Below are 19,407 nucleotides of genomic sequence, written 5' to 3' on the forward strand. Positions count from 1 at the left end.
GCGGGACTCGCGAAATGTTGAAAAGACACATGAGTTTACGTGTGTAGGATGGCGCGAGACCCGAAGGCAAGGAGGAGCCATCATGACCCGCATGACAGCCAAGGATTTCCCTCAGGAACTTCTCGAACTCTATGATTATTACGCGCACGGGAGGATTACCAAGCGCGAGTTTCTCGACCGGGCCGGCAAATTCGCCGTCGGCGGGCTGACGGCAGCCGCCATTCTTTCGTCGCTGAGCCCGGACTATGCGCTGGCGACCCAGGTGGAGTTCACCGATCCCGACATATCAGCCGAATATATCACCTATTCCTCGCCGAAAGGAAATGGAGATGTCCGCGCCTATCTCGTCCGCCCCGCAAAAGCCGCCGGCAAAGTCGCGGCCGTGGTGGTCGTGCACGAGAACAGAGGCCTGAACCCCTATATCGAGGATGTGGCGCGGCGCGTGGCGAAGGCCGGTTTCATCGCGCTGGCACCGGATGGACTCTCCTCGGTCGGCGGTTATCCCGGCAACGACGAAAAGGGGCGGGACCTGCAGCAGAAGGTCGACCCGGAAAAGCTGATGAACGACTTCTTCGCGGCGGTGGAGTTTCTGATGAAGAGCGACCTCACCACCGGCAAGGTCGGCATCACCGGCTTTTGCTACGGCGGCGGCGTCGCCAATGCTGCGGCGGTCGCCTATCCAGAACTTGCCGCCGCCGTGCCGTTCTACGGCAGGCAGCCGCGCGCCGAGGACGTGCCGAAGATCAAGGCGCCCCTGCTTCTCCATTACGCCGGGCTGGACAAGGGCATCAATGAAGGCTGGCCGGCCTATGAAGCCGCGCTGAAATTGTCGCAAAAAACCTACGAGGCCTATGTCTATCCCGACGTCAATCACGGCTTCCACAATGATTCCACGCCGCGCTACGACGAAGCCGCCGCCAAGCTCGCCTGGCAGCGCACGGTCGACTGGTTCACGAAATACCTCGCCTGAGAAGGCCATGGCCTGAACGATGCTGGGGCGGGGAGCCGTTCCCCGCCGCCTATCCGTCCCCGTGGCTTGTCAAGGCGACTGACGGTCTGCAATCAGGCCCCAGAAGAAATCGTCGCCGGACATGTTTTCAGAATCGGCAAGCGTGCGAAGTTGCAGGAAAGCAGCGCCGGACGCATTCCGATTTCCCCAGCGCAAGCAGTCCATGAACTTGACTTCACGTTCATGCACACTCATCGGCGCTTCGAGCGATCCCTTCGCATGCAGCCGGGACTTGCTCAGAATGCGGCCGTCGCGAGTGGTGACCGTGACGACGTGCGGGAGGCGCTCGACGCCTCTTTCTTCTTCGGCCGAATAGGACTGCATTTCGATGCACGGCATGAATTGCCGGATTTCCAGCCGTTCGATCTGCTGCCGCGTAAAGTCCGAAAGGCTGAGAGCTCCCTTGAGGAAAGCCGTCGCCAGGCAATATGGCATCGAGAAGCGGGCCTGCATCTCGTTGGTGGGCTCGGGATAAGCGAGATTACGGGCAGCGGATATGCCGACTTTCGTCTCGATCCTGGCAATGTCGGCCGCCAAAAGCCCGTGCTCCTGCTTTAGGTCCAGAAGCGCGTCGATGGCGCGATGGGTCGAGGCGCAGCAGGGATGACGCTTGGTCACTACGCCCCGGCTTTCGATGATGTGTTCTTCCGTCAATGCCAGGCCCTCCCACCCCTTGGCATCATCGCCGCCGAACAAATCGCGGAAGCCCTGCGGCCGTTCTAGAATATCCGGCCGGCCGCTCAGACCCGCAAGCGCCATGCGCGCCGCATCCACCGCATTGCGCGCTGCAATGCCCGCATGAAGCGGTTTGGCGCTCGTGCCGAATTGCCCTTTCGGCCCGCAGGCAAAGCTGGTCGCGAGGCTCATCGCCGCAGCGAGGCTCTCTTCGTCGCCACCGAGAAGCCGTGCCACGCCTGCAGCAGCCCCGATGCTGCCGACCGTCGAAGTCGCGTGCCAGCCCCTGTTATAGTGAGAGGGATTGACGCCGAAGCCGACCGTCGCCTGCGCTTCCAGCCCGGTCAGGTAGGCCTCGAGAAACCGTTTTCCGCTCACGGCATTTCCGCGCGTCAGAACCGCCAGCAGCGCCGGCACCAGTACCGCGGAAGCATGCGCCCTCGCCGGATGGAAATTGTCATCGAAATCGAGCGCATGAGCCGCCGTTGCGTTGACGAGGGCGGCGAGCGAGGGCGAGGCGGAGCCGCCAGTGATGAGCCGCGCTTGGCCGCCGCCGGCGATTTCCCCGTCGAAAGCGCGGGTAAGCGCGGCGACGCTTTCATCGCTGCTGCCTGCAATCATGCAGCCGATAGTATCCACCGCCGCATCTCTTGCCCGATCCATGGCGAGGCTTGAGAACGTCGTGCGCGACAGGGCCTGTTCCGCGATCGTCCGGAGAATGGTGGCCATTGACGAAAGTCTTTCCGTGGGTTTGGTTTCTCAGCGGAAAATGTTCAACTTTCCGCAGCTCCGCAATCTTATGCGGTTTGCGGGTAGGGCTATCCTCATGGGAGATAGAATGGCGCGAGACACGAGTGCGGCGATCAGCCTGAAGCATATCGAGGCCTATGACGCCATCGCCGCGACCGGCTCGACGATCGCTGCCTCCGTCGAGCTTGGGATCTCGCAATCGAATGCCAGCCGTTTGTTGCAGCAACTGGAAGACTATCTCGGCGTCCGGCTTTTCGAGCGGGAAAAGAACCGGCTTCAACCGACCCGCGAGGGGCTTCAGCTCGGCCCGGAAATCCGCGCCATTTCCGACCGGCTCCGCGCCTTGAAAACCGCGGCGATGGAGCTTGAGAGCGGTCGATCGCGCGAGATCATGCTGCGGCTCGCCTTTCCCGCCAGCCTTTCCTCAACGCGCATTCCGAAGTTAGTGAAGAACTTTCTTGCCGCCAATGGCCCGATGCGCGTCGAAGTCGCGTCCGGCAGCTATCTCGCATTAGAACGGATGGTGGCCGACGGCGAGGCCGATCTCGGCTTCGCGCGTCTGCCGCTGATGAGCCCGGGATTGAAACAGGAGAAGATCCTGTCGTCGCGGATCATTTGCGCCGTGCACACCGATCATTCCAAGGCCGGTAGCCGGCTATTGTCGGTCGGCGACCTGAAGGGGCAGGATCTGATCATGCTGAACAGGGAGCGACCGGTTCGCCACGAGCTGGAGGCGTTGTTCCACAAGGCCGGCATCCGTCAACGCCCCCTGCTTGAGGCCCATTCGGTGGCGAGTGCCTGCGCGCTGGCCGCACAGGGGCTCGGCATTGCGCTGGTCGGGGAAATCATCGCTCGCGAATATGCGACGCTGCCGCTGCAGTTCATTCCGCTCGAACCGGAACTGCCCGTTGCCTACGCGCTGATCAGCGGAGAGAAATTTCCGATGCCCAAGGCCGCCAGCCTCTTCCTTCAAAGCATTTCGGACTGGGCATGATGACGGTGCTTATACCGTCCCGGGGGATCGCAAAAGCATGAATATCAAGCAACTGGAAGTCCTGCGCACACTTCTTGCGACAGGGTCGACGATTGCCACGGCAAAGACGATGGGTCTCAGCCAGTCCGGCGTCAGTCGTCTACTCCAGCAACTCGAGGCGGATCTTTCGATGTCGCTTTTCGTGCGCGACAAAGGCCGTCTCATCTCCACCCCCGAGGCCCTGCTTCTTGCCCGCGATGCCGAGAACATCCTGCTGGCGGTCGATCGGATGTCAGGTCACGCGGAGGACTTGCGAAGCGGCGCCGCCGGCCCGGAGATCGTCCGCATCGGCCTGCCGAGCAGCATGTGGGAGCATTTCGCGCCGGCAATGCTGGTCGATTACATCCGCGATTTCCCCGGTGTACGGATCGAAACCTTCTTCGAGACGACGACGGCGATCAACAAGCTCGTCGAGCAGAGGGTGATCGATTTCGGCTTTCTACGCATGGAGGGCGAGAGCGGACCGGGCATCGAGGTCGAGCGCGTCGCCACCGGCGAAAGCGTCTGCGTCGTTCCAAAGGATCATCCTCTTTCGAAACTGGAGGAAATCACCGTCAAGAATTTGCGCGACGTTCCTCTCATTCTGATTGGCCGCCAACGGCCGAACCGCATGGCGCTCGACCAAACCTTTCGGCGGGCTGGCATCAAGCAGATCGTCAAGATCGAGACGCATACCAACAGTTCCGCCTGTTCCTACGTCGCGCATGGCCTCGGGGTAACGATCATCAGCAGCTTTTATGCGAATCTCTATCGCCACCTGCCGGTCGTTCACCGTCCTTTCGTGCCACGCGCGACCCAGGAATTCGGATTGGCAAGGGCAGTCGGCACGCCACTCTCGATTGCCGCCCATGCTCTCAGCGATGCCTTGAAGCGACAGATCCAGCTTTCGCAAAAAGACATTTGAAATCAGTTTTTTAGCTTGAACCTTTGCGCCAATGCAGTCGCTTTGGTTGCGGTCACATTCCGCATAGACTTATGACGAAATCGCATAATATTGCGGATATTTCTCCATTCGATCATAGTCGGCAGCAACGAAACCGATGGCGCCGGACACTCACCGTCGCCCATCGCGGGGAACAAAAATGCTGAAATTCGTTCTGAACCGCCTGCTGATGGCATTGCCGACGATCATCCTCGTTTCGGTGACTGTCTTCACCCTGATCCGCTTCATACCCGGCGATCCGGCGGCACTGATGCTGGGTGATATGGCAGAGCCAGATCAGATCGCGGCGATGCGCTCGGAACTCGGCCTCGACAAATCGCTGCCGGAACAGTTCCTGATCTGGACCGCCAATGTCGTCCAGGGTGACTTCGGCCGCTCGATCGTCAACGGCGAGGCGGTTCTGCCGCTCGTCGCATCACGTTTTCTGGTCAGCGCCGAAATCGTCGTCATCGCCGTCCTTCTGGCGAGCCTCATCGCCGTGCCGGCCGGCGTCATCGCCGCCTGGCGGCAAAACAGTTTGACGGACCTGGCGCTGGTCGGCACGGCGACGATCCTGCTGTCGATCCCGACATTCTGGCTCGGACTGCTGCTGCTGCTTTTCTTCGGCTTGAAACTCGGCTGGCTACCGGTCCTTGGCTACGTCTCGATCGGCAGCAACATGACCGGCGGCCTGCTCTACCTCGTGCTGCCGATCGTGACCCTGGTTATTCATGAAATGGGTGTGTTGATCCGCATGGCACGCGCCTCGACGCTGGAAGTGCTGCGTCTCGACTATATTACCCACGCGCGGGCCAAGGGCCTTTCCGAAAGCGCCGTCCTCTGGCGGCACGCCTTCAAGAATGCCTTCGGCCCAACCTGGACGGTCATCGGCCTGATCCTCGGCAATCTGCTTGGCGGCATTGCCGTCATCGAGACGGTCTTCACCATTCCGGGGCTCGGGCGCCTGATGGTCGACAGCATTTTTGCGCGCGATTACCCGGTTATCCAGGGTTGCCTGCTGTTCGTCTCGCTTTCCTATGTGCTGGTCAATTTGGTCGTCGACCTGCTCTATCCCTTGTTCGATCCCCGGGTGGTCGCCGAATGAAAAACGTCACGTTCAACGGCTTCATCGGCAGCATTCTGATTGCCGCCTTGCTCATATCAGCTGCGATCGGGCTATTCTGGACCCCCTATGATCCGATGAAGCTCGGCTTCACGGCACGGCTGGCGGCACCAAGCAGCGGCCACTGGCTCGGAACCGACGAATTCGGCCGTGACGTGCTCAGCCGGCTGATCGTCGGCGCCCGGGCGAGCGTCTGGATCGGCACCTTGACGGTCACATTCGCGACGGTCTGCGGCACGCTGATCGGTCTCGTCAGCGGCTACGCCCGCGGTTGGATCGATGCCGTCGTCATGGCCATCAACAATGCGCTTCTCGCCTTTCCGGGCATCCTGCTGGCGCTGGGATTGCTCGCCGTCTTCGGCGCCAACCAATATGGCATCATCTTCGCGCTGGGCATTGCCTATTCCCCCTCGATGGCCCGCGTTGTCCGGGGTGCCGTCCTGTCGCTGCGCGAGCGGGAGTTCATCGAGGCTTCAAAGGTGATGGGCAATGGCACGCTCTACACCATGTTCCGCCATATCCTCCCCAATTGCATCGCCCCGATCACCGTGCTTGCAACCTCGATGTTCGGCTGGGCGATCCTTTCGGAAAGTGCGCTCAGCTTTCTCGGTCTCGGCGTTCCGCCACCGGCACCGACCTGGGGCAACATGCTGGCTGCCGGGCGACCCTTCATCGAGCAGGCTGTTTGGCTGGGTCTGTTCCCGGGCCTGGCGATCGCCCTGACGCTCCTCGGCATCAATCTTCTGGGCGACGCTCTTCGGGACAAGCTTGATCCGCGGATGAGGGGACTGAGATGATAAATGAAACGCTTTTGAATGTCCGCAACCTGTCGCTTCAGGTCGCCGGGACCGGTGTGCAGGTCGTCAAGGACGTCAGCTTCGATATCGCGCCGGGCGAAATCTTCGGCATCGTCGGAGAAAGCGGATCGGGCAAGACGCTGGCAACACGCGCCCTGATCTCACTGCTGCCGGCACCCATCAAGGTGATCGGCGGCTCCATCGCCTACAAGGGACGCGACGTGCCTTCCATGAACGGCGCGCAATTGCGCCAGCTACGAGGCGCGGAAATCGGTGTCGTCTTTCAGGAACCGATGACCTCGCTCAATCCCTCGATGTCCGTCGGCCGCCAACTCGAAGAAGGGTTGCAGCTGCATACGAGATTTTCTCGGGAAGAGCGGCGCAGCCGGATCCTCGACATGCTGAGCCGGGTCGGGATCCGCGATCCCGCCGGGGCGCTCACGTCCTACCCGCATGAATTCTCGGGCGGTATGCGCCAGCGCATCATGCTGGCATCGGTCATGCTACTGAAACCGGCGCTGTTGATCGCCGACGAGCCTACGACTGCGCTCGATGCCGTGATCCAGCGCGATGTCATGGAATTGATGGTGGAACTGACGCAGGCGGAAGGCACCGCCGTGCTGCTGATCAGTCATGACCTTCCGATGGTTGCCCGCTACACGAACCGCATCGTCGTCATGGAAAAGGGCATGATCGTCGAAGAAGGACGCACCGCCGATCTGCTCGACGCACCGCAGCGTGCCTATACGAAGAAACTGCTTTCCTCCCTGCCGTTCCGTGGGCAGACGCGAACGATCGACAAGACCAAGGCGCCGATGGTCTCGGCGCGTGATATCGTCGTCGATTATGCGGGCCGGCGGTCGCTGATGAAGAAGGCAACGCCAAAGCGGGCGCTGCATGGCGTCAGCATCGATATCCACGAGGGCGAAGTCGTTGCACTTGTGGGTGGTTCGGGTTCCGGCAAAACCACGCTCGGCCGCACCATTGCCGGGCTGGTCCGGGAGAGCAAAGGCGATATCCGTTTCAAGGGACGCAGCCGCGACGACGATTGGATGGACTATCGGCTGAATTGCCAGATGGTTTTTCAGGATCCGTATTCCTCGCTCGATCCGCGCATGACCATCGCAGCGCTTGTCGAAGAAGCGCTGCGGCTCGTTCCCGATCTCAACGCTGCGGCAAAGCGCCAGCGCGCCCTGGAGACGCTTGAAGAAGTCGGGCTTGGGGCCGACTACGCCTGGCGCTATCCACATGAGCTTTCCGGCGGCCAGCGTCAGCGCGTGGCGATTGCCCGGGCCATTGCGCGCCGGCCGAAATTCCTGATCGCCGACGAACCGGTATCGGCCCTCGACGTGACGGTCAGGGCGCAGGTGCTCGAACTCCTGTCCGATCTGCAAAAACGCTACGGCTTTTCCTGCTTGTTCATCAGCCATGATCTCGGCGTGGTCGAGCAGGTGGCCGATCGCGTCGTCGTCATGCAGGACGGCCGGATCATCGAGGAGGGCGACCGCGATACGATTTTCGACAGCCCGAAGGAGGCCTATACGCAAAGGCTTCTCTCGGCCATCCCCTCTCTGGACCACAATGCTCAGGGCGGCGTGACCCTCAAATGGCGCCTGGAGACCTGATATGACGATGATGAGTGAATCCGCAAAGCTTGCGGAGCGATTGAACGCGATCTGCGATGCCCAGCCGTTCGTGACGCGCTTCATGGTGCGTGCGTTTGCCAGCGGCGAAACGATCGGCAGAGGCGCGGATGAGGAAACGCCCTCCGCCAGCACCCGAAAAACCTCGATCATGATGGCAGCCTTGAAGGCCGCGCATGAAGGCCGCCTGGATCTGGACGAACGGATCACCTACGAAAAGCGTTTCGCCGAGGAAGTGGCGAGCGGGATGTTCCGCTATCTCAGCCCCGGTATCGTCATATCGCTGCGCGATGCCATCACCGGCATGATGGTGCTGAGCGACAATGTCTGCACCAAGATGGTCTTCGAAAGGCTGACGCTCGAAGAGGTCGACGATTATTGCAAATCGATCGGCATGTCCGGCACCAACCATCGCTTCCTCATCCCTCCCTTGGCGCTGTCACCCGATCATTCATTGAAAGCCGTCACCACGACGACAGCGCAGGATCAGGTCTATCTGCTGCAGACCATCCTGGATGCGCAGAATTCGCCGGAAGCAGCCGACCGGCTCGGTTGCTCGCAGGCGCTGTGCGCCTACGCGCTCCAAACCCTGAAGAACCAAATCCTGCGCTATGCCATTCCTTCCCGGCTGCCATTCGGTGTGCTCGTCGCCCATAAGGGTGGCACGGGAAAGCGTGGCCGGATGAATGCCGGTATCGTCTATCGCGACGGTTCCCCCTTCTACATCATCGCCGCCTATACCGACGACGTGCCGCAGGAAATGCCGGACGGCACTCCGGGCTATACGGTCGCGCTTGAAACCATCGGCAGGCTTTCGCGCGCCTGCTGGGATGAATTGCAATCCTGACGATCCATAAAAGAGGGTAGAACAATGCATAAACTTCTTCTTGCCGGGACCATTTTGATGGCGATGACCGGCCTGGTCGACGCCCGCGACATCGTCGTGGCTCAAAGTTCCGATCTGCGCAGCAGCAATCCAGGCGTCAATCGCGACGGCAATACCGATGGCGTCATCCTGCATATCGTCGAAGGGCTCGTCGGCTATGCCAATAATGGCGAGGTCAAGCCGCTGTTGGCAAAGAGCTTCGACGTCTCGGCGGATGGGCTGACCTACAGCTTCAAACTGCGTGACGGCGTCAAATTCCACAACGGCAAGACATTGACCGCCGATGACGTCGTGTGGAACTGGAACCGCTATCTCAAGCCTGAAACGAAATGGACGTGCCTTCCTGACTTCGACGGCAGCGGCAATGTGCATGTTACCGGCGTCAAGGCAGTCGATGCTTCCACTGTCACCATCACACTGGAAAAGCCATCCGCGGTTTTCCTTGGCCTGATGTCGCGCCCCGAATGCGGCTACACCGGGATGATCTCCCCAGAATCGGTCGGCGCGGACGGAAGCTTCGAAAAGCCGATCGGCACTGGTCCCTTCAAATGGGATGAATGGAAGAAGGGCGAGTATATCCATCTCGCCAAGTTCGCCGATTATGTCTCGCCTCAGAACGACGGCAAGCCCGACGGCATGGTCGGCTCCAAGCGCCCTCTCGTCGACGGCATCAAGTTCATGGTCATTCCCGATGCTTCGACCGTCAAGGCCGGCCTTGAGTCCGGCGTGCTCGATACGGCGGAGATTTCGCCGGATCTCATTCCCGAATTCAAGACGAGCGACACGATGCAGCTGATCGTGGCTCGCAACAACGGCAAAAACCTCTTCTACATCCAGACGCGCGACAAGGTTCTGGGTAATCCCGGCGTGCGCCGCGCCATGGCAATGGCACTCGATCTCGACCAGCTCGTCGAGGCAGCCTCCAATGGCACGGGTGCAGCCAACGGCTCGATGGTTTCGCAAGACTCGCTCTATTTCGACGACGTCCAGAAGGAGCGTCTGCCCTACGACATCGAGGCCGCGAAGAAAGAGCTTGCGACGGCCGGCTATAAGGGCGAGCCGATTACCATCATCGCCAACAAGCGCAGCAACGTGCCAAGCTTCCCCGCCGCGGTGATGGCGCAGGCCATGATGCAGCAGGCAGGTCTCAATGTGCAGATCGAGGTGCTCGACTATGCAACGCAGGTCGATCGCCGCCGCTCCGGCAACTACCAGATCATCTCGCAATCGGTCGCACCGCGGCTCGATCCGGCGCTGATGTACGGCTTCTATGTCGGCAACAAGGACAAGAACGCGTCCTTGATGTGGGATGATCCGAAGGCCGTCGAGTTGATGAAGGCCGCCTATGCAGAACCCGACCAGACGAAGCGTCAGGCGATCTTCGACGAGTTCCACACGCTGATGCTCAAGGAAATGCCTGGCATCTTCCTCTATGACATGGTCGATCTCTGGGGCGCGACCAAGAAGCTGAAGGGCCAACCCGTCTGGCAATCGAATGCCCGTCTTTGGGAAGTTTCACTCGACAATTGAACCTCAGTTCCGCGCCCGGGCGGGTCGGGTGCGGTGATCCCACTTCGGCAGTCGACAAGAGATCCGGCAGACAGACCTGCCGGGTCCGGCGCAACACATTCTTGTGGCGGCCGGACAGTAGCGAGGAAATACCATGAATCTTGAAGCGATCAGCTCCATTTCCGCGACGATCGAAAAGATGAAGCCGGACTATATCGCTCTCAGCGACAGTATCTGGGATTTCGCGGAGTTGAAGTTCGAGGAGCGGCGCTCGTCGCAATTGCTGGCAAGGACACTCGACGAAAGCGGCTTTGTCGTCCGCCGTGGTGTCGCAGACATGGAAACGGCCTTCATCGGCGAATCTGGCAGCGGCACGCCGGTGATTGCTTTCCTCGGCGAATTCGATGCCCTGGCCGGAATGAGCCAGACCGCCGACCTGGCCGAGCCTCATCCCGAAGCAGCGGGAGCGACCGGTCACGGCTGTGGGCACAATCTGCTTGGCGTTGGGTCGCTGATGGCGGCGGTTGCGCTTGCCCGCCACCTCAAGGAGAACAACCTGCCCGGAACGGTGCGCTATTACGGCTGCCCGGGAGAGGAGGGCGGTTCCGGCAAGACCTTCTTGGTTCGGGCCGGCGCATTCGATGACGTCGATGCCGCCCTGACCTGGCACCCGGCTCCGTTCAACGGTGTTCGTTCGACGAACAATCTGGCCGTTCTCGAATATTACTATCGCTTCAGGGGTGTCGCGGCACATGCTGCCAACAGCGCCCATCTCGGCCGTTCGGCGCTCGATGCGGTCGAACTGATGAATGTCGGCGTCAATTTCCTGCGTGAACACATGCCGCAGGATTGTCGCGTGCACTACGCGATCACCGACACCGGCGGTAGGGCTGCCAATGTCGTGCAGGCCAGCGCCGAGGTTCTCTATCTGATCAGGGCGCCCGACATGCCGCAGGCGCTCGAGCTTGCCGGGCGCGTCGAGAAAGTTGCGCGCGGTGCCGCCATGATGACCGAAACCGAGGTCGAGATCGTGTTCGACACCGCCTCGACGAACCTTCTTCCCAACATCACGCTTGAAACGGCAATGCACGAGAACATGGTCGCGCTCGGGCCGATCGCCTTCGACGAGGCAGACATCGCCTTCGCCAGGAAAATCCAGGATACCTTCACCCAGGAGGCGATCAGGAGCAGTATCCGCCTCTATCAGATCAAGGGCGATGTGTTTTCCAATGCCAAGATCGATGGCTCGACGCCCTTGCACACCGGTCTGCGCGATTTCGAAGGGCAATCGCATTTCCGGGCCGGATCGACCGATGTCGGCGATGTCAGCTGGGTGACGCCGACCGCGCAATGCTGGGCGCCAGCCTGGGCGATCGGCACCAATCCCCATACCTGGCAGGTCGTCGCGCAAGGAAAAAGCCCGGCCGCGCACAAAGCCATGGCGCATGCGGCCAAGACGCTTGCGACGACGGGGCTCGCCTTGATGTCGTCATCCGACCTCCTTACGGCCGCGAAGGCCGAGTGGCGGGAAAAAACCAGCGGCAAAGCCTATGTGTGCCCGATACCCGAGAATGTGATGCCCGCAACAGTGCGCAGCCGGTAGTTCGCGTTTTCGTCTCCTGTGACAGCGACCTGCATCCCGCTTGCAGCACCCCATGAAAAAGCACTAAGGATATGGAAGTCGAAAGTGCGGAACTGAGGCATTCACCGCTTTCGAACCTCCAACGTTTCGGAAAAGGCAAAGATGACAAGCTCCGAATGGCGGGTGGGAGTGCTGTTTTCCAGAAGCGGAATTAGCGAAATTACGGAAACCGAGCACTTTCTTGGCACCGCGCTTGCGATCGAGGAAGTCAATGCGGCGGGCGGCGTGCTCGGCAAGCCCATCGTACCGATCGCCTATGATCCGGGCGGGGACCAGACCGCCTATCGCAATCTGGCGCGGCGGCTGCTGGCAGACGACGACGTCAACATCATCTTCGGCACGTCGATGTCGGCCAGCCGAAAGGCCGTGCTGCCGATTGTCGAACGGCACAACGGACTGCTGTTTTATCCGTCGATGTATGAAGGTTTCGAATATTCGGAGAATGTCGTCTACACCGGCGCCACCCTTAATCAGAATACGTTCGCACTCGCAGAATACCTGCTCCGCAACCATGGACGCCGGATCCTCTTCGTCGGCGCCGATTATATTTATCCGCGCGAATCCAATCGGGTGATGCGGGATGTGCTGGAGGCAAAGGGCGGTGAAGTCGTCAGCGAACGATATCTGCCTCTTCATGCCGACGAGCAAACGCTGCGTTCGGTTATTTCCGATATCGTCCGTCTCGAGCCCGACGCCATCTTCTCGACGATTGTCGGGCGGCCGGCGCAGCGGTTTTATCGCATGTATGCCGAGGCGGGAATCGATCGCAAGCGGGTTCCGATTGCCAGCCTGACCATGGCCGAGAGCGAGATCCGCGAGATCGGTGCTGACGCTTGCACTGGCCATATTCTTTCGGCGACCTATTTCCAGACGGTCGAAAACGAGGCGAACGCGCGCTTCGTCGCGGCATTTAAGGCCCGCTTCGGCCAGGACTTCACCACGAGCGTCTGGTCGCAGCCAGCCTATGCGCAGGTTCACCTTTTCGCCCGCGCACTTGCCCGGGCCGGCTCGCTCGAGACCCATCGCATTTCCGAGGAAATTCTCCTGGAGGATTTTTCTGCTCCGGAAGGGCGGATCAATTTCGACGCCGATACCCGGCATCTCTGGCTACATCCCCGCATCGGCGTGGCGCGGGCGGACGGGCTTTTCGACATTGCCTGGCAGGCGCCTGGCCCGATCCGACCGGACCCGTACCTGACCGCTTCGCGGTTCGAAGACGTTTGGTTGGAGGCCTGACATGGCGGGACCAAGCCGGATCGTTCAGGATCTGCGGCGCGCACGCGTTCTGGTTGTCCATCCGCGCGACGAGGACGGCAACTTGCTGATCGCCCACCTCAAGCGCCTTGGCTGCGAGGTTCGCGCGACCTGGCCGCTCCCGCCTGCCTTGCCGCCCGACATCGACACCGTCTTCCTGCACGTCGAGGATGTCCAGCTCGAGCATGCGCTCGAGATCATCGATCTCCAGCAAACGGCGGTCATCGCCATCCTGACATATGAGAGCCCGACGGCCCTTCAGGCGATTATCGATCTCAACGCCCACGGCGTTATCAGCAAACCGCTGCGGCCGCTCGGCATCCTGACGCAATTTGCGCTTGCACGCTATCGGCAAAGCTACGAAAAACGGCTCGCCGGCAAAGTGCAAAAACTCGAGGAAACGTTGAAAAGCCGCCGGCTGGTGGAAAAAGCCGTTTCGGCGCTGCGGGTCATGAATGGCCTCGATGAAGAGGCGGCTTATAAGCTCTTGCGCGATCAGGCGACGTCGAAGCGCGTTCCGATGGCGACGATTGCCGAATCGATCATTGCTGCGCAAGACACGATGAAAAGCCTTGGGCTGTCGATCGGCGCAAAAGCTTAATTTTAAGCCCTGAGTTGTGGTCGTGCAACTCTTGAAAATATCCAATAGAGCGGCTTGACGGTCGCATTCTTTCGTGCCAGCCTAAAGATAACGAGCAGGTTTGCTCAGCGGCAGGGCTGCCGCATTCACATCATGGCTATGTAGCCTCTGGTTCACGGATTGAATTCCGTGCCAGAGGTTTTTTGCGTTTGGAGACGAGATTGAGCATCAAGACCTCAACCGCACGGACAGTAACCGTCGCAACCGTCCAGTTCGAACCGATCGTCGGCGATCGCGCCCATAACCTCGCCGCCATCGAGCGGCTGGCGAGGGCAGCGAAGGCCAAGGGCGCAGAGATCGTCGTTCTGCCGGAACTGGCCGACAGCGGCTACAGCTTCCGTGACGGCGACGAAGTTGCCGCATTGGCCGGTCCGGTACCCGGCGGCCTGAGTGCTGAGACGCTCTGCCGCCTTGCCGGGGAGCTTGGCCTTTACATCGTCAGCGGCGTTGCCGAGCAGGAAGGCGACCGGTTTTATAACAGCGCGCTTCTTTGCGGTCCCGACGGATATATTGGCAAATACCGCAAGCTCCATCTGTGGAACAACGAAAACCGTCTTTTCCGAAAAGGTGATATGGGGCTGCCGGTATTTGACCTGCCCTTCGGCCGTATCGGCATCGCCATCTGCTACGACGGATGGTTTCCCGAAACATTCCGCGAATTGGCGCTGGCCGGCGCCGAACTGGTCTGCGTGCCCACCAACTGGGTACCGATGGCTGGTGCGGAAAGCATTGCGGAGCCGATGGCCAACATTCTGCACAAGGCAGCCGCCCACACCAATGGCCTTTACATCGCCTGCGCCGACCGGATCGGCGTCGAGCGCGGCCAGTCCTTCATCGGCCGCAGCCTTATCGTCGGCCCGCAAGGCTGGCCCGTCTCCGGTCCGGCCAGTGCCGATCGCGAGGAAATCCTGCTTGCACAAATCGATCTGTCGAGCGTCACGGAGACCCGCACGCTCAACAGCTTCAATCATCTGCTCGGCGACCGCCGAGCCGATGTCTACGGGTAATCTCGACCCAACTCAAGAAAGGGGAACAAAATGCAAATGAAAACCATCATCCTGACACTGGCATCTGCGGCGTTCGCCACCGCAGCTTTTGCCGAGGATCCGATCAAGATCGGCGTGCCGGTGGGGCTGTCAGGCGCAAACAGCGTGGTCGCCCCGTCGGTCGTCCAGGCTGCCGAACTCGCCGTGGAAGAAATCAATGCCAAAGGCGGCGTGCTCGGGCGGCCATTGGCGCTTGAGATCGCCGACGATGCATCCGGGGCGGCCGGCGCGCAAAAGGCCTTCGATTCCCTGGTTTTCCAGAAGGAGGTGAATGTCGTCATCTCCATGGAAACGAGTGCTGCGCGCAATGCAGGACTGCCGATCATTTCCAAGGGTGACGTGCCGTATATCTACACGTCTTTCTACGAAGGCAAATCCTGCAACGCCAAGCTTTTCGTCAATGCCTGGGTGCCTGAACAGCAGGTGCCGCCTGTCGTCGACAATTTCATCAGCAAACAGGGCGCCAAGAAGTTCTTCCTGATCGGTTCGGACTATTCTTTCGGGCGCGGCATGCTGACCTTCGCCAAAGCCTATATCGAAAAAGCCGACGCGCAGGTCGTTGGCGAGGAATATCTGCCGATGGACGGCAGCGACTGGACGGCCATCATCTCCAAGGTCCGCTCCTCCGGCGCCGACGCCATCATCACCTCGACGGCCGGCGGCGCACCGAACGTGACCTTGACCAAGCAGTTGCGCTCGTCCGGCGTCAGCCTGCCTTACGGCAATCTGGCGGTCGACGAAGGCACCGCCAAGAGCATGGGCACCGATGCCAAGGACATCTTCCTCTCCGCTTCCTACGTCACCGGCATCGACAGCCCCGAGAACAAGGCTTTTCTCTCGGCCATGGAAAAGAAGTTCGGCAAGGAACTGCGCACGCCGAACGATCTTTCGGTGCCGCAATATGAGGCGATCTACCTGTATAAAGCAGCCGTCGAGAAGGCCGGCAGCACCGATACGGCTGATGTGCTCAAAGCCCTTCCCGATGTCTCCTTCACCGGTCCGCGCGGCAAGATCTCGATGAACAAGCAGCACCATGCGCCGCTGACGATGTATCTTGGCCAGGTAAAGGACGACGGCAGCGTTGCAGTCGTCGATAGCTTCAAAGATGTCGATCCTGGCGATCAGTGCCCGAATCTCTGAAACCAGCGGGGCGGGGCAGGGTGCCCCGCCTCCAGCATCGGAGTTCTAGAAATGACCCTCTTTCTCGATATCGTCAGCACCGCGGCCATTCTCTTCATCGTTGCCGCCGGGCTGCTTGCGATCTTCGGCGTGCTGAAGATCATCAATTTCGCGCACGGCGCTTGGCTTACCATTGGATCTTACTGCGCTGTCGTCGTCAGCGGGTTCGGCCTCAATCCATGGCTTGCCATCCCCTTTGCGTTTCTGGTCGGAGCGATCCTCGGCGGTATCGCCGAACGGTTTATCGTGCGGCCTCTCTATCGCCGACCCCTCGACGCCATTCTTGCAACCTGGGGCCTTGGCATCGTCATCGGCCAGCTGATCACGCTCTGGTTCGGCCGCGACGTGCAGTTCACGCCGGCCCTGCTGCCCGGCACCTTCGACCTCTTTGGCACCGGCTACTCGGCCTACCGCCTTTTCGCCATTGCCGCGGCTATCGGTCTGGGTCTCGGCTTCACCTTGCTGCTCGATGGGACAAGGCTTGGCCTTTCCGCCCGGGCAGTCATCATGAATGAAACACTGGCGCGCGGGCTCGGCATCGACACTGAAAAGGTGCGGCTCGCCACCTTCATGATCGGCACCGGCCTTGCCGCCCTGGCAGGCGTGCTGCTGGCGCCGCTGACCAGCGTCGATCCCAATATGGGCGTCGCCTGGCTGACCGGCGCCTTCATGCTGGTGATGGTCGCGGGCTCTTCGTTTGCCGCACTTGCCGGCGCCTGCCTGATCTTCGGGGCCGCGCAGGTGCTCGTCAGCACCTATTTCAGCCCAATCCTCGGCGGCATCACCGTGGCCGTCATCTGCGCAATCACACTGCGCATACGTCCGAAAGGATTTGCCCGTGCGTGACAGACAAAAACTCCGGCTTGTCCTTCTTCTGGCGCTGGCGCTGGCAGCCCTCCTGCTGATCGTCTTCGGACCGATGTTTCTCGGCCGTTTCAGCCTCAACGTCCTGACGCGCTCGATGATCTACGCCATGCTGGCGATCACCGTCGACCTGCTCTGGGGTTATACGGGCGTTCTCACCTTCGGGCAGGCGGCATTCTTTGGCGTCGGCGCCTATGCCACCGCCATGGTTCTCACCCATATCGGCGCAAGCCCGGCGCTTTTGGTCGTCGCCCTTGTCGCCGCCGTGCTCGTCCCGCTCGTGCTTGGCCTCGCCGTCGGTTGGCTGTCGTTCTATCACGGATCGACACCGCTCTATGCCACCGTGATCTCGCTTGTTGTGCCGATCGTCGTCACACAGCTCGTCTTTTCGGGCGGCACCTGGACCGGTTCCTCGAGCGGCCTTGTCGGTTACGACACTCTGCCGCTCGGGCTTCCCGGCTACTTCCGCCTGTCGGGCGCCTGTCTGCTGGCATTGGCCATTGTTGCGATCGTCTTTGTCCGGTCGGACGCCGGCCGTCTGCTTGTGGCAATCCGCGACAATGAAGCCCGCGTCGCCTATCTGGGCATGGATCCGGCCCGGTTGAAGATCGTCCTGACGGGCGTTCTTGCCGGCGTGTGCGGCCTTGCGGGCTTCCTCTATGCCAATGCATCCGGTGTCGTCGCCCCAGAGAATACCGGCTTCGTCTTCGGAACCGAACTCGTGGTCTGGACGGCGCTTGGTGGCCGGGGAACGATCATCGGGCCTATGTTCGGCGCAATCGGCATCGATTATCTGAGTGCCAGCCTGTCGGGCGATCTGCCCTTCCTCTGGCAACTGATCGTCGGTGCGCTCTTCGTCGTCATGATCATCCTTTTGCCGGGCGGCCTCGCCTCCCTGGTGACGCGTTTCCTCAAGACCGCAAACTCCAACAGCACTCTCAAGTCCTTGCCGACGCGCATCGTCGCCAGGAATGGTCCGGCGGCAGGCAAAAGCCTTCTGTCGATCCGCGGTCTCGGCAAGTCCTATGGCAGCCTCTCCGTCCTCAAGGGCATCGACCTGGAAATCGGCGCCGGAGAACTCGTCAGCCTGGTCGGCCCGAACGGCGCCGGCAAGACCACGCTGATGCGTTGTCTGTCGGATGGCACCGAGAAGGTCGAAGGTCAAGTAGATGTCATCGGCACCAATATCGCCGGTCGTGCACCGGAACGGATCGTCGCCCTCGGCGTCGGCCGGAAATTCCAGGTCGCCAGCATCTTCGACAGCATGACGATCGGCGAATGCCTGAAGATGGCACGGCTCAGCCGCGGAACACCCAACCCAATCCAATCATCCGCCGAGATCATACTGCCGCCAGCTGCAGCCGAGATCCTGACGCTCACAGGCATGGCTGAGATGCTGGACAAACCGGTCGTGCTGCTGTCGCACGGTCAAAGGCAGGCTCTCGAACTGGCAATGGTCGTCGCTCTGGAACCACGCATCATCCTGCTCGACGAACCGACGGCGGGTCTTACCAAGACCGAGCGCATGACCATCGGCACTATCCTCAAGAAACTGACGGACGAGATGGGTTTTGCCGCCATCCTGGTCGAACACGATCTGGATTTCGTGCGTGAGATATCGAGCCGCATCGTGGTTCTCCACCAGGGTAAGCTGGTTCTCGACGGCACGGTGAATGACGTGGTCAATTCCGAAACGGTTCGCACCATCTACGCAGGAGGCGCTCATGGCTGACGCGTTCAAACTCGAGCTCAGCACTGTGTCGAGCGGATATGGCGCGGTCGATGTCGTCAATGGCGTGTCGCTCGCCATCCGGCCCGGCGAGATCTTCACGCTCATGGGCAAAAACGGCATGGGCAAAACGACGCTGCTGAAGACCATCCTCGGCTTCCTGCGTGTCGGCAAAGGCAAGATCGAGGTCGACGGCGCCCGTATCACCGACAGGAAGCCGGCGGAGCTGATCGCTTCCGGAATCGGCTATGCGCCCCAGGAATTGCCGTTGTTTCAGGATCTTTCCATCCGTGACAATCTGCGCCTGGCGCTGAAAAGCGACCGGGACCTGGCATCCGCCCTGGAGAGGGTCTACTTCTATTTCCCGTTCCTGAAGGACCGGTTGACCCAAAAGGCCGGCACGCTTTCAGGCGGTGAGCAGAAAATGCTGACCCTGGCCCGGGCGCTGATGCTGCGGCCAAAGCTGCTGCTGATCGACGAGATCTCCGAAGGCCTGCAGCCCTCCGTCGTCCAGAACATCGCCAAGGCGTTGAGGGACGACCGCGAGAAACGCGGCACGACCATCCTGCTGGTCGAACAGAACCTGGATTTCGCCCTTTCGGTGGCGGATCGCTGGGCCATTCTCAAACTTGGAGCGATCGAAGACGAAAGCGCCAACGGTCCGGACAGCCGCAGCCGTGTCCTGCAACATCTGAAGATCTAGGGA

General features: G+C 60.8%; 17 protein-coding genes. 16 read left to right on the forward strand and 1 reads right to left on the reverse strand.

From position 1 onward, the window contains the following. Nucleotides 1-82 precede the first annotated feature (82 nt). Complete coding sequence (gene yghX, locus FHX14_RS01485; RefSeq protein WP_184375636.1) at nucleotides 83-970, forward strand: YghX family hydrolase; 888 nt, start codon at nucleotides 83-85, stop codon at nucleotides 968-970. A gap of 69 nt (nucleotides 971-1,039) precedes the next feature. Here yghX and FHX14_RS01490 read toward each other — a convergent pair whose 3' ends face one another. Then, nucleotides 1,040-2,413, reverse strand: a complete 1,374-nt coding sequence (locus FHX14_RS01490) for an MmgE/PrpD family protein (RefSeq protein WP_184375638.1) — start codon at nucleotides 2,411-2,413, stop codon at nucleotides 1,040-1,042. A 40-nt stretch (nucleotides 2,414-2,453) separates the two neighbouring features. On the opposite strand from FHX14_RS01490, the gene FHX14_RS01495 reads away from it, so the two are divergent. From FHX14_RS01495 to FHX14_RS01565, 15 genes are all read left to right on the forward strand, one after another. After that, nucleotides 2,454-3,428, forward strand: a complete 975-nt coding sequence (locus FHX14_RS01495) for a LysR family transcriptional regulator (protein WP_184375640.1) — start codon at nucleotides 2,454-2,456, stop codon at nucleotides 3,426-3,428. A 37-nt stretch (nucleotides 3,429-3,465) separates the two neighbouring features. Continuing rightward, nucleotides 3,466-4,371 carry a LysR family transcriptional regulator gene (locus FHX14_RS01500; protein ID WP_184375642.1) on the forward strand — a complete coding sequence of 302 codons (906 nt, stop codon included), beginning with the start codon at nucleotides 3,466-3,468 and terminating at the stop codon, nucleotides 4,369-4,371. A 178-nt stretch (nucleotides 4,372-4,549) separates the two neighbouring features. After that, entirely contained in the window at nucleotides 4,550-5,494 is a 945-nt protein-coding gene (locus tag FHX14_RS01505; protein WP_184375644.1) for an ABC transporter permease, read from the forward strand. Next, nucleotides 5,491-6,309, forward strand: a complete 819-nt coding sequence (locus FHX14_RS01510; RefSeq protein ID WP_184375646.1) for an ABC transporter permease — start codon at nucleotides 5,491-5,493, stop codon at nucleotides 6,307-6,309. Before FHX14_RS01505 ends, FHX14_RS01510 begins: the two co-directional genes overlap by 4 nt. Next, nucleotides 6,306-7,934, forward strand: a complete 1,629-nt coding sequence (locus FHX14_RS01515) for an ABC transporter ATP-binding protein (RefSeq protein WP_184375648.1) — start codon at nucleotides 6,306-6,308, stop codon at nucleotides 7,932-7,934. The genes FHX14_RS01510 and FHX14_RS01515 overlap by 4 nt, the downstream gene beginning before the upstream one ends. A 1-nt stretch (nucleotide 7,935) precedes the next feature. Further along, nucleotides 7,936-8,799, forward strand: a complete 864-nt coding sequence (locus FHX14_RS01520) for a serine hydrolase (protein WP_184375650.1) — start codon at nucleotides 7,936-7,938, stop codon at nucleotides 8,797-8,799. 24 nt (nucleotides 8,800-8,823) lie between these two features. Continuing rightward, on the forward strand, nucleotides 8,824-10,368 hold the full coding sequence (locus FHX14_RS01525; protein ID WP_184375652.1) for an ABC transporter substrate-binding protein: 1,545 nt from the start codon (nucleotides 8,824-8,826) through the stop codon (nucleotides 10,366-10,368). Between the two features lie 133 nt (nucleotides 10,369-10,501). Then, entirely contained in the window at nucleotides 10,502-11,950 is a 1,449-nt protein-coding gene (locus FHX14_RS01530) for a M20 family metallopeptidase (RefSeq protein WP_184375654.1), read from the forward strand. A gap of 141 nt (nucleotides 11,951-12,091) precedes the next feature. Continuing rightward, on the forward strand, nucleotides 12,092-13,225 hold the full coding sequence (locus FHX14_RS01535; RefSeq protein WP_184375655.1) for a transporter substrate-binding domain-containing protein: 1,134 nt from the start codon (nucleotides 12,092-12,094) through the stop codon (nucleotides 13,223-13,225). A gap of 1 nt (nucleotide 13,226) precedes the next feature. After that, complete coding sequence (locus FHX14_RS01540) at nucleotides 13,227-13,844, forward strand: ANTAR domain-containing protein (RefSeq protein WP_184375656.1); 618 nt, start codon at nucleotides 13,227-13,229, stop codon at nucleotides 13,842-13,844. A gap of 200 nt (nucleotides 13,845-14,044) precedes the next feature. Next, entirely contained in the window at nucleotides 14,045-14,890 is an 846-nt protein-coding gene (locus FHX14_RS01545; protein ID WP_184375657.1) for a nitrilase family protein, read from the forward strand. Between the two features lie 30 nt (nucleotides 14,891-14,920). Then, entirely contained in the window at nucleotides 14,921-16,069 is a 1,149-nt protein-coding gene (locus FHX14_RS01550) for a substrate-binding protein (RefSeq protein WP_184375658.1), read from the forward strand. A 51-nt stretch (nucleotides 16,070-16,120) separates the two neighbouring features. After that, nucleotides 16,121-16,954 (forward strand): branched-chain amino acid ABC transporter permease, encoded by an 834-nt coding sequence (locus tag FHX14_RS01555; protein WP_184375659.1) that lies wholly within the window; start codon nucleotides 16,121-16,123, stop codon nucleotides 16,952-16,954. After that, nucleotides 16,947-18,704 carry an ATP-binding cassette domain-containing protein gene (locus FHX14_RS01560; RefSeq protein ID WP_348649222.1) on the forward strand — a complete coding sequence of 586 codons (1,758 nt, stop codon included), beginning with the start codon at nucleotides 16,947-16,949 and terminating at the stop codon, nucleotides 18,702-18,704. Before FHX14_RS01555 ends, FHX14_RS01560 begins: the two co-directional genes overlap by 8 nt. Further along, on the forward strand, nucleotides 18,697-19,404 hold the full coding sequence (locus FHX14_RS01565) for an ABC transporter ATP-binding protein (RefSeq protein WP_184375662.1): 708 nt from the start codon (nucleotides 18,697-18,699) through the stop codon (nucleotides 19,402-19,404). Before FHX14_RS01560 ends, FHX14_RS01565 begins: the two co-directional genes overlap by 8 nt. Nucleotides 19,405-19,407 lie beyond the last annotated feature (3 nt).

Origin of the sequence: Rhizobium sp. BK619 (genome assembly GCF_014195245.1) — a bacterium.
Lineage (GTDB): Bacteria > Pseudomonadota > Alphaproteobacteria > Rhizobiales > Rhizobiaceae > Rhizobium > Rhizobium acidisoli.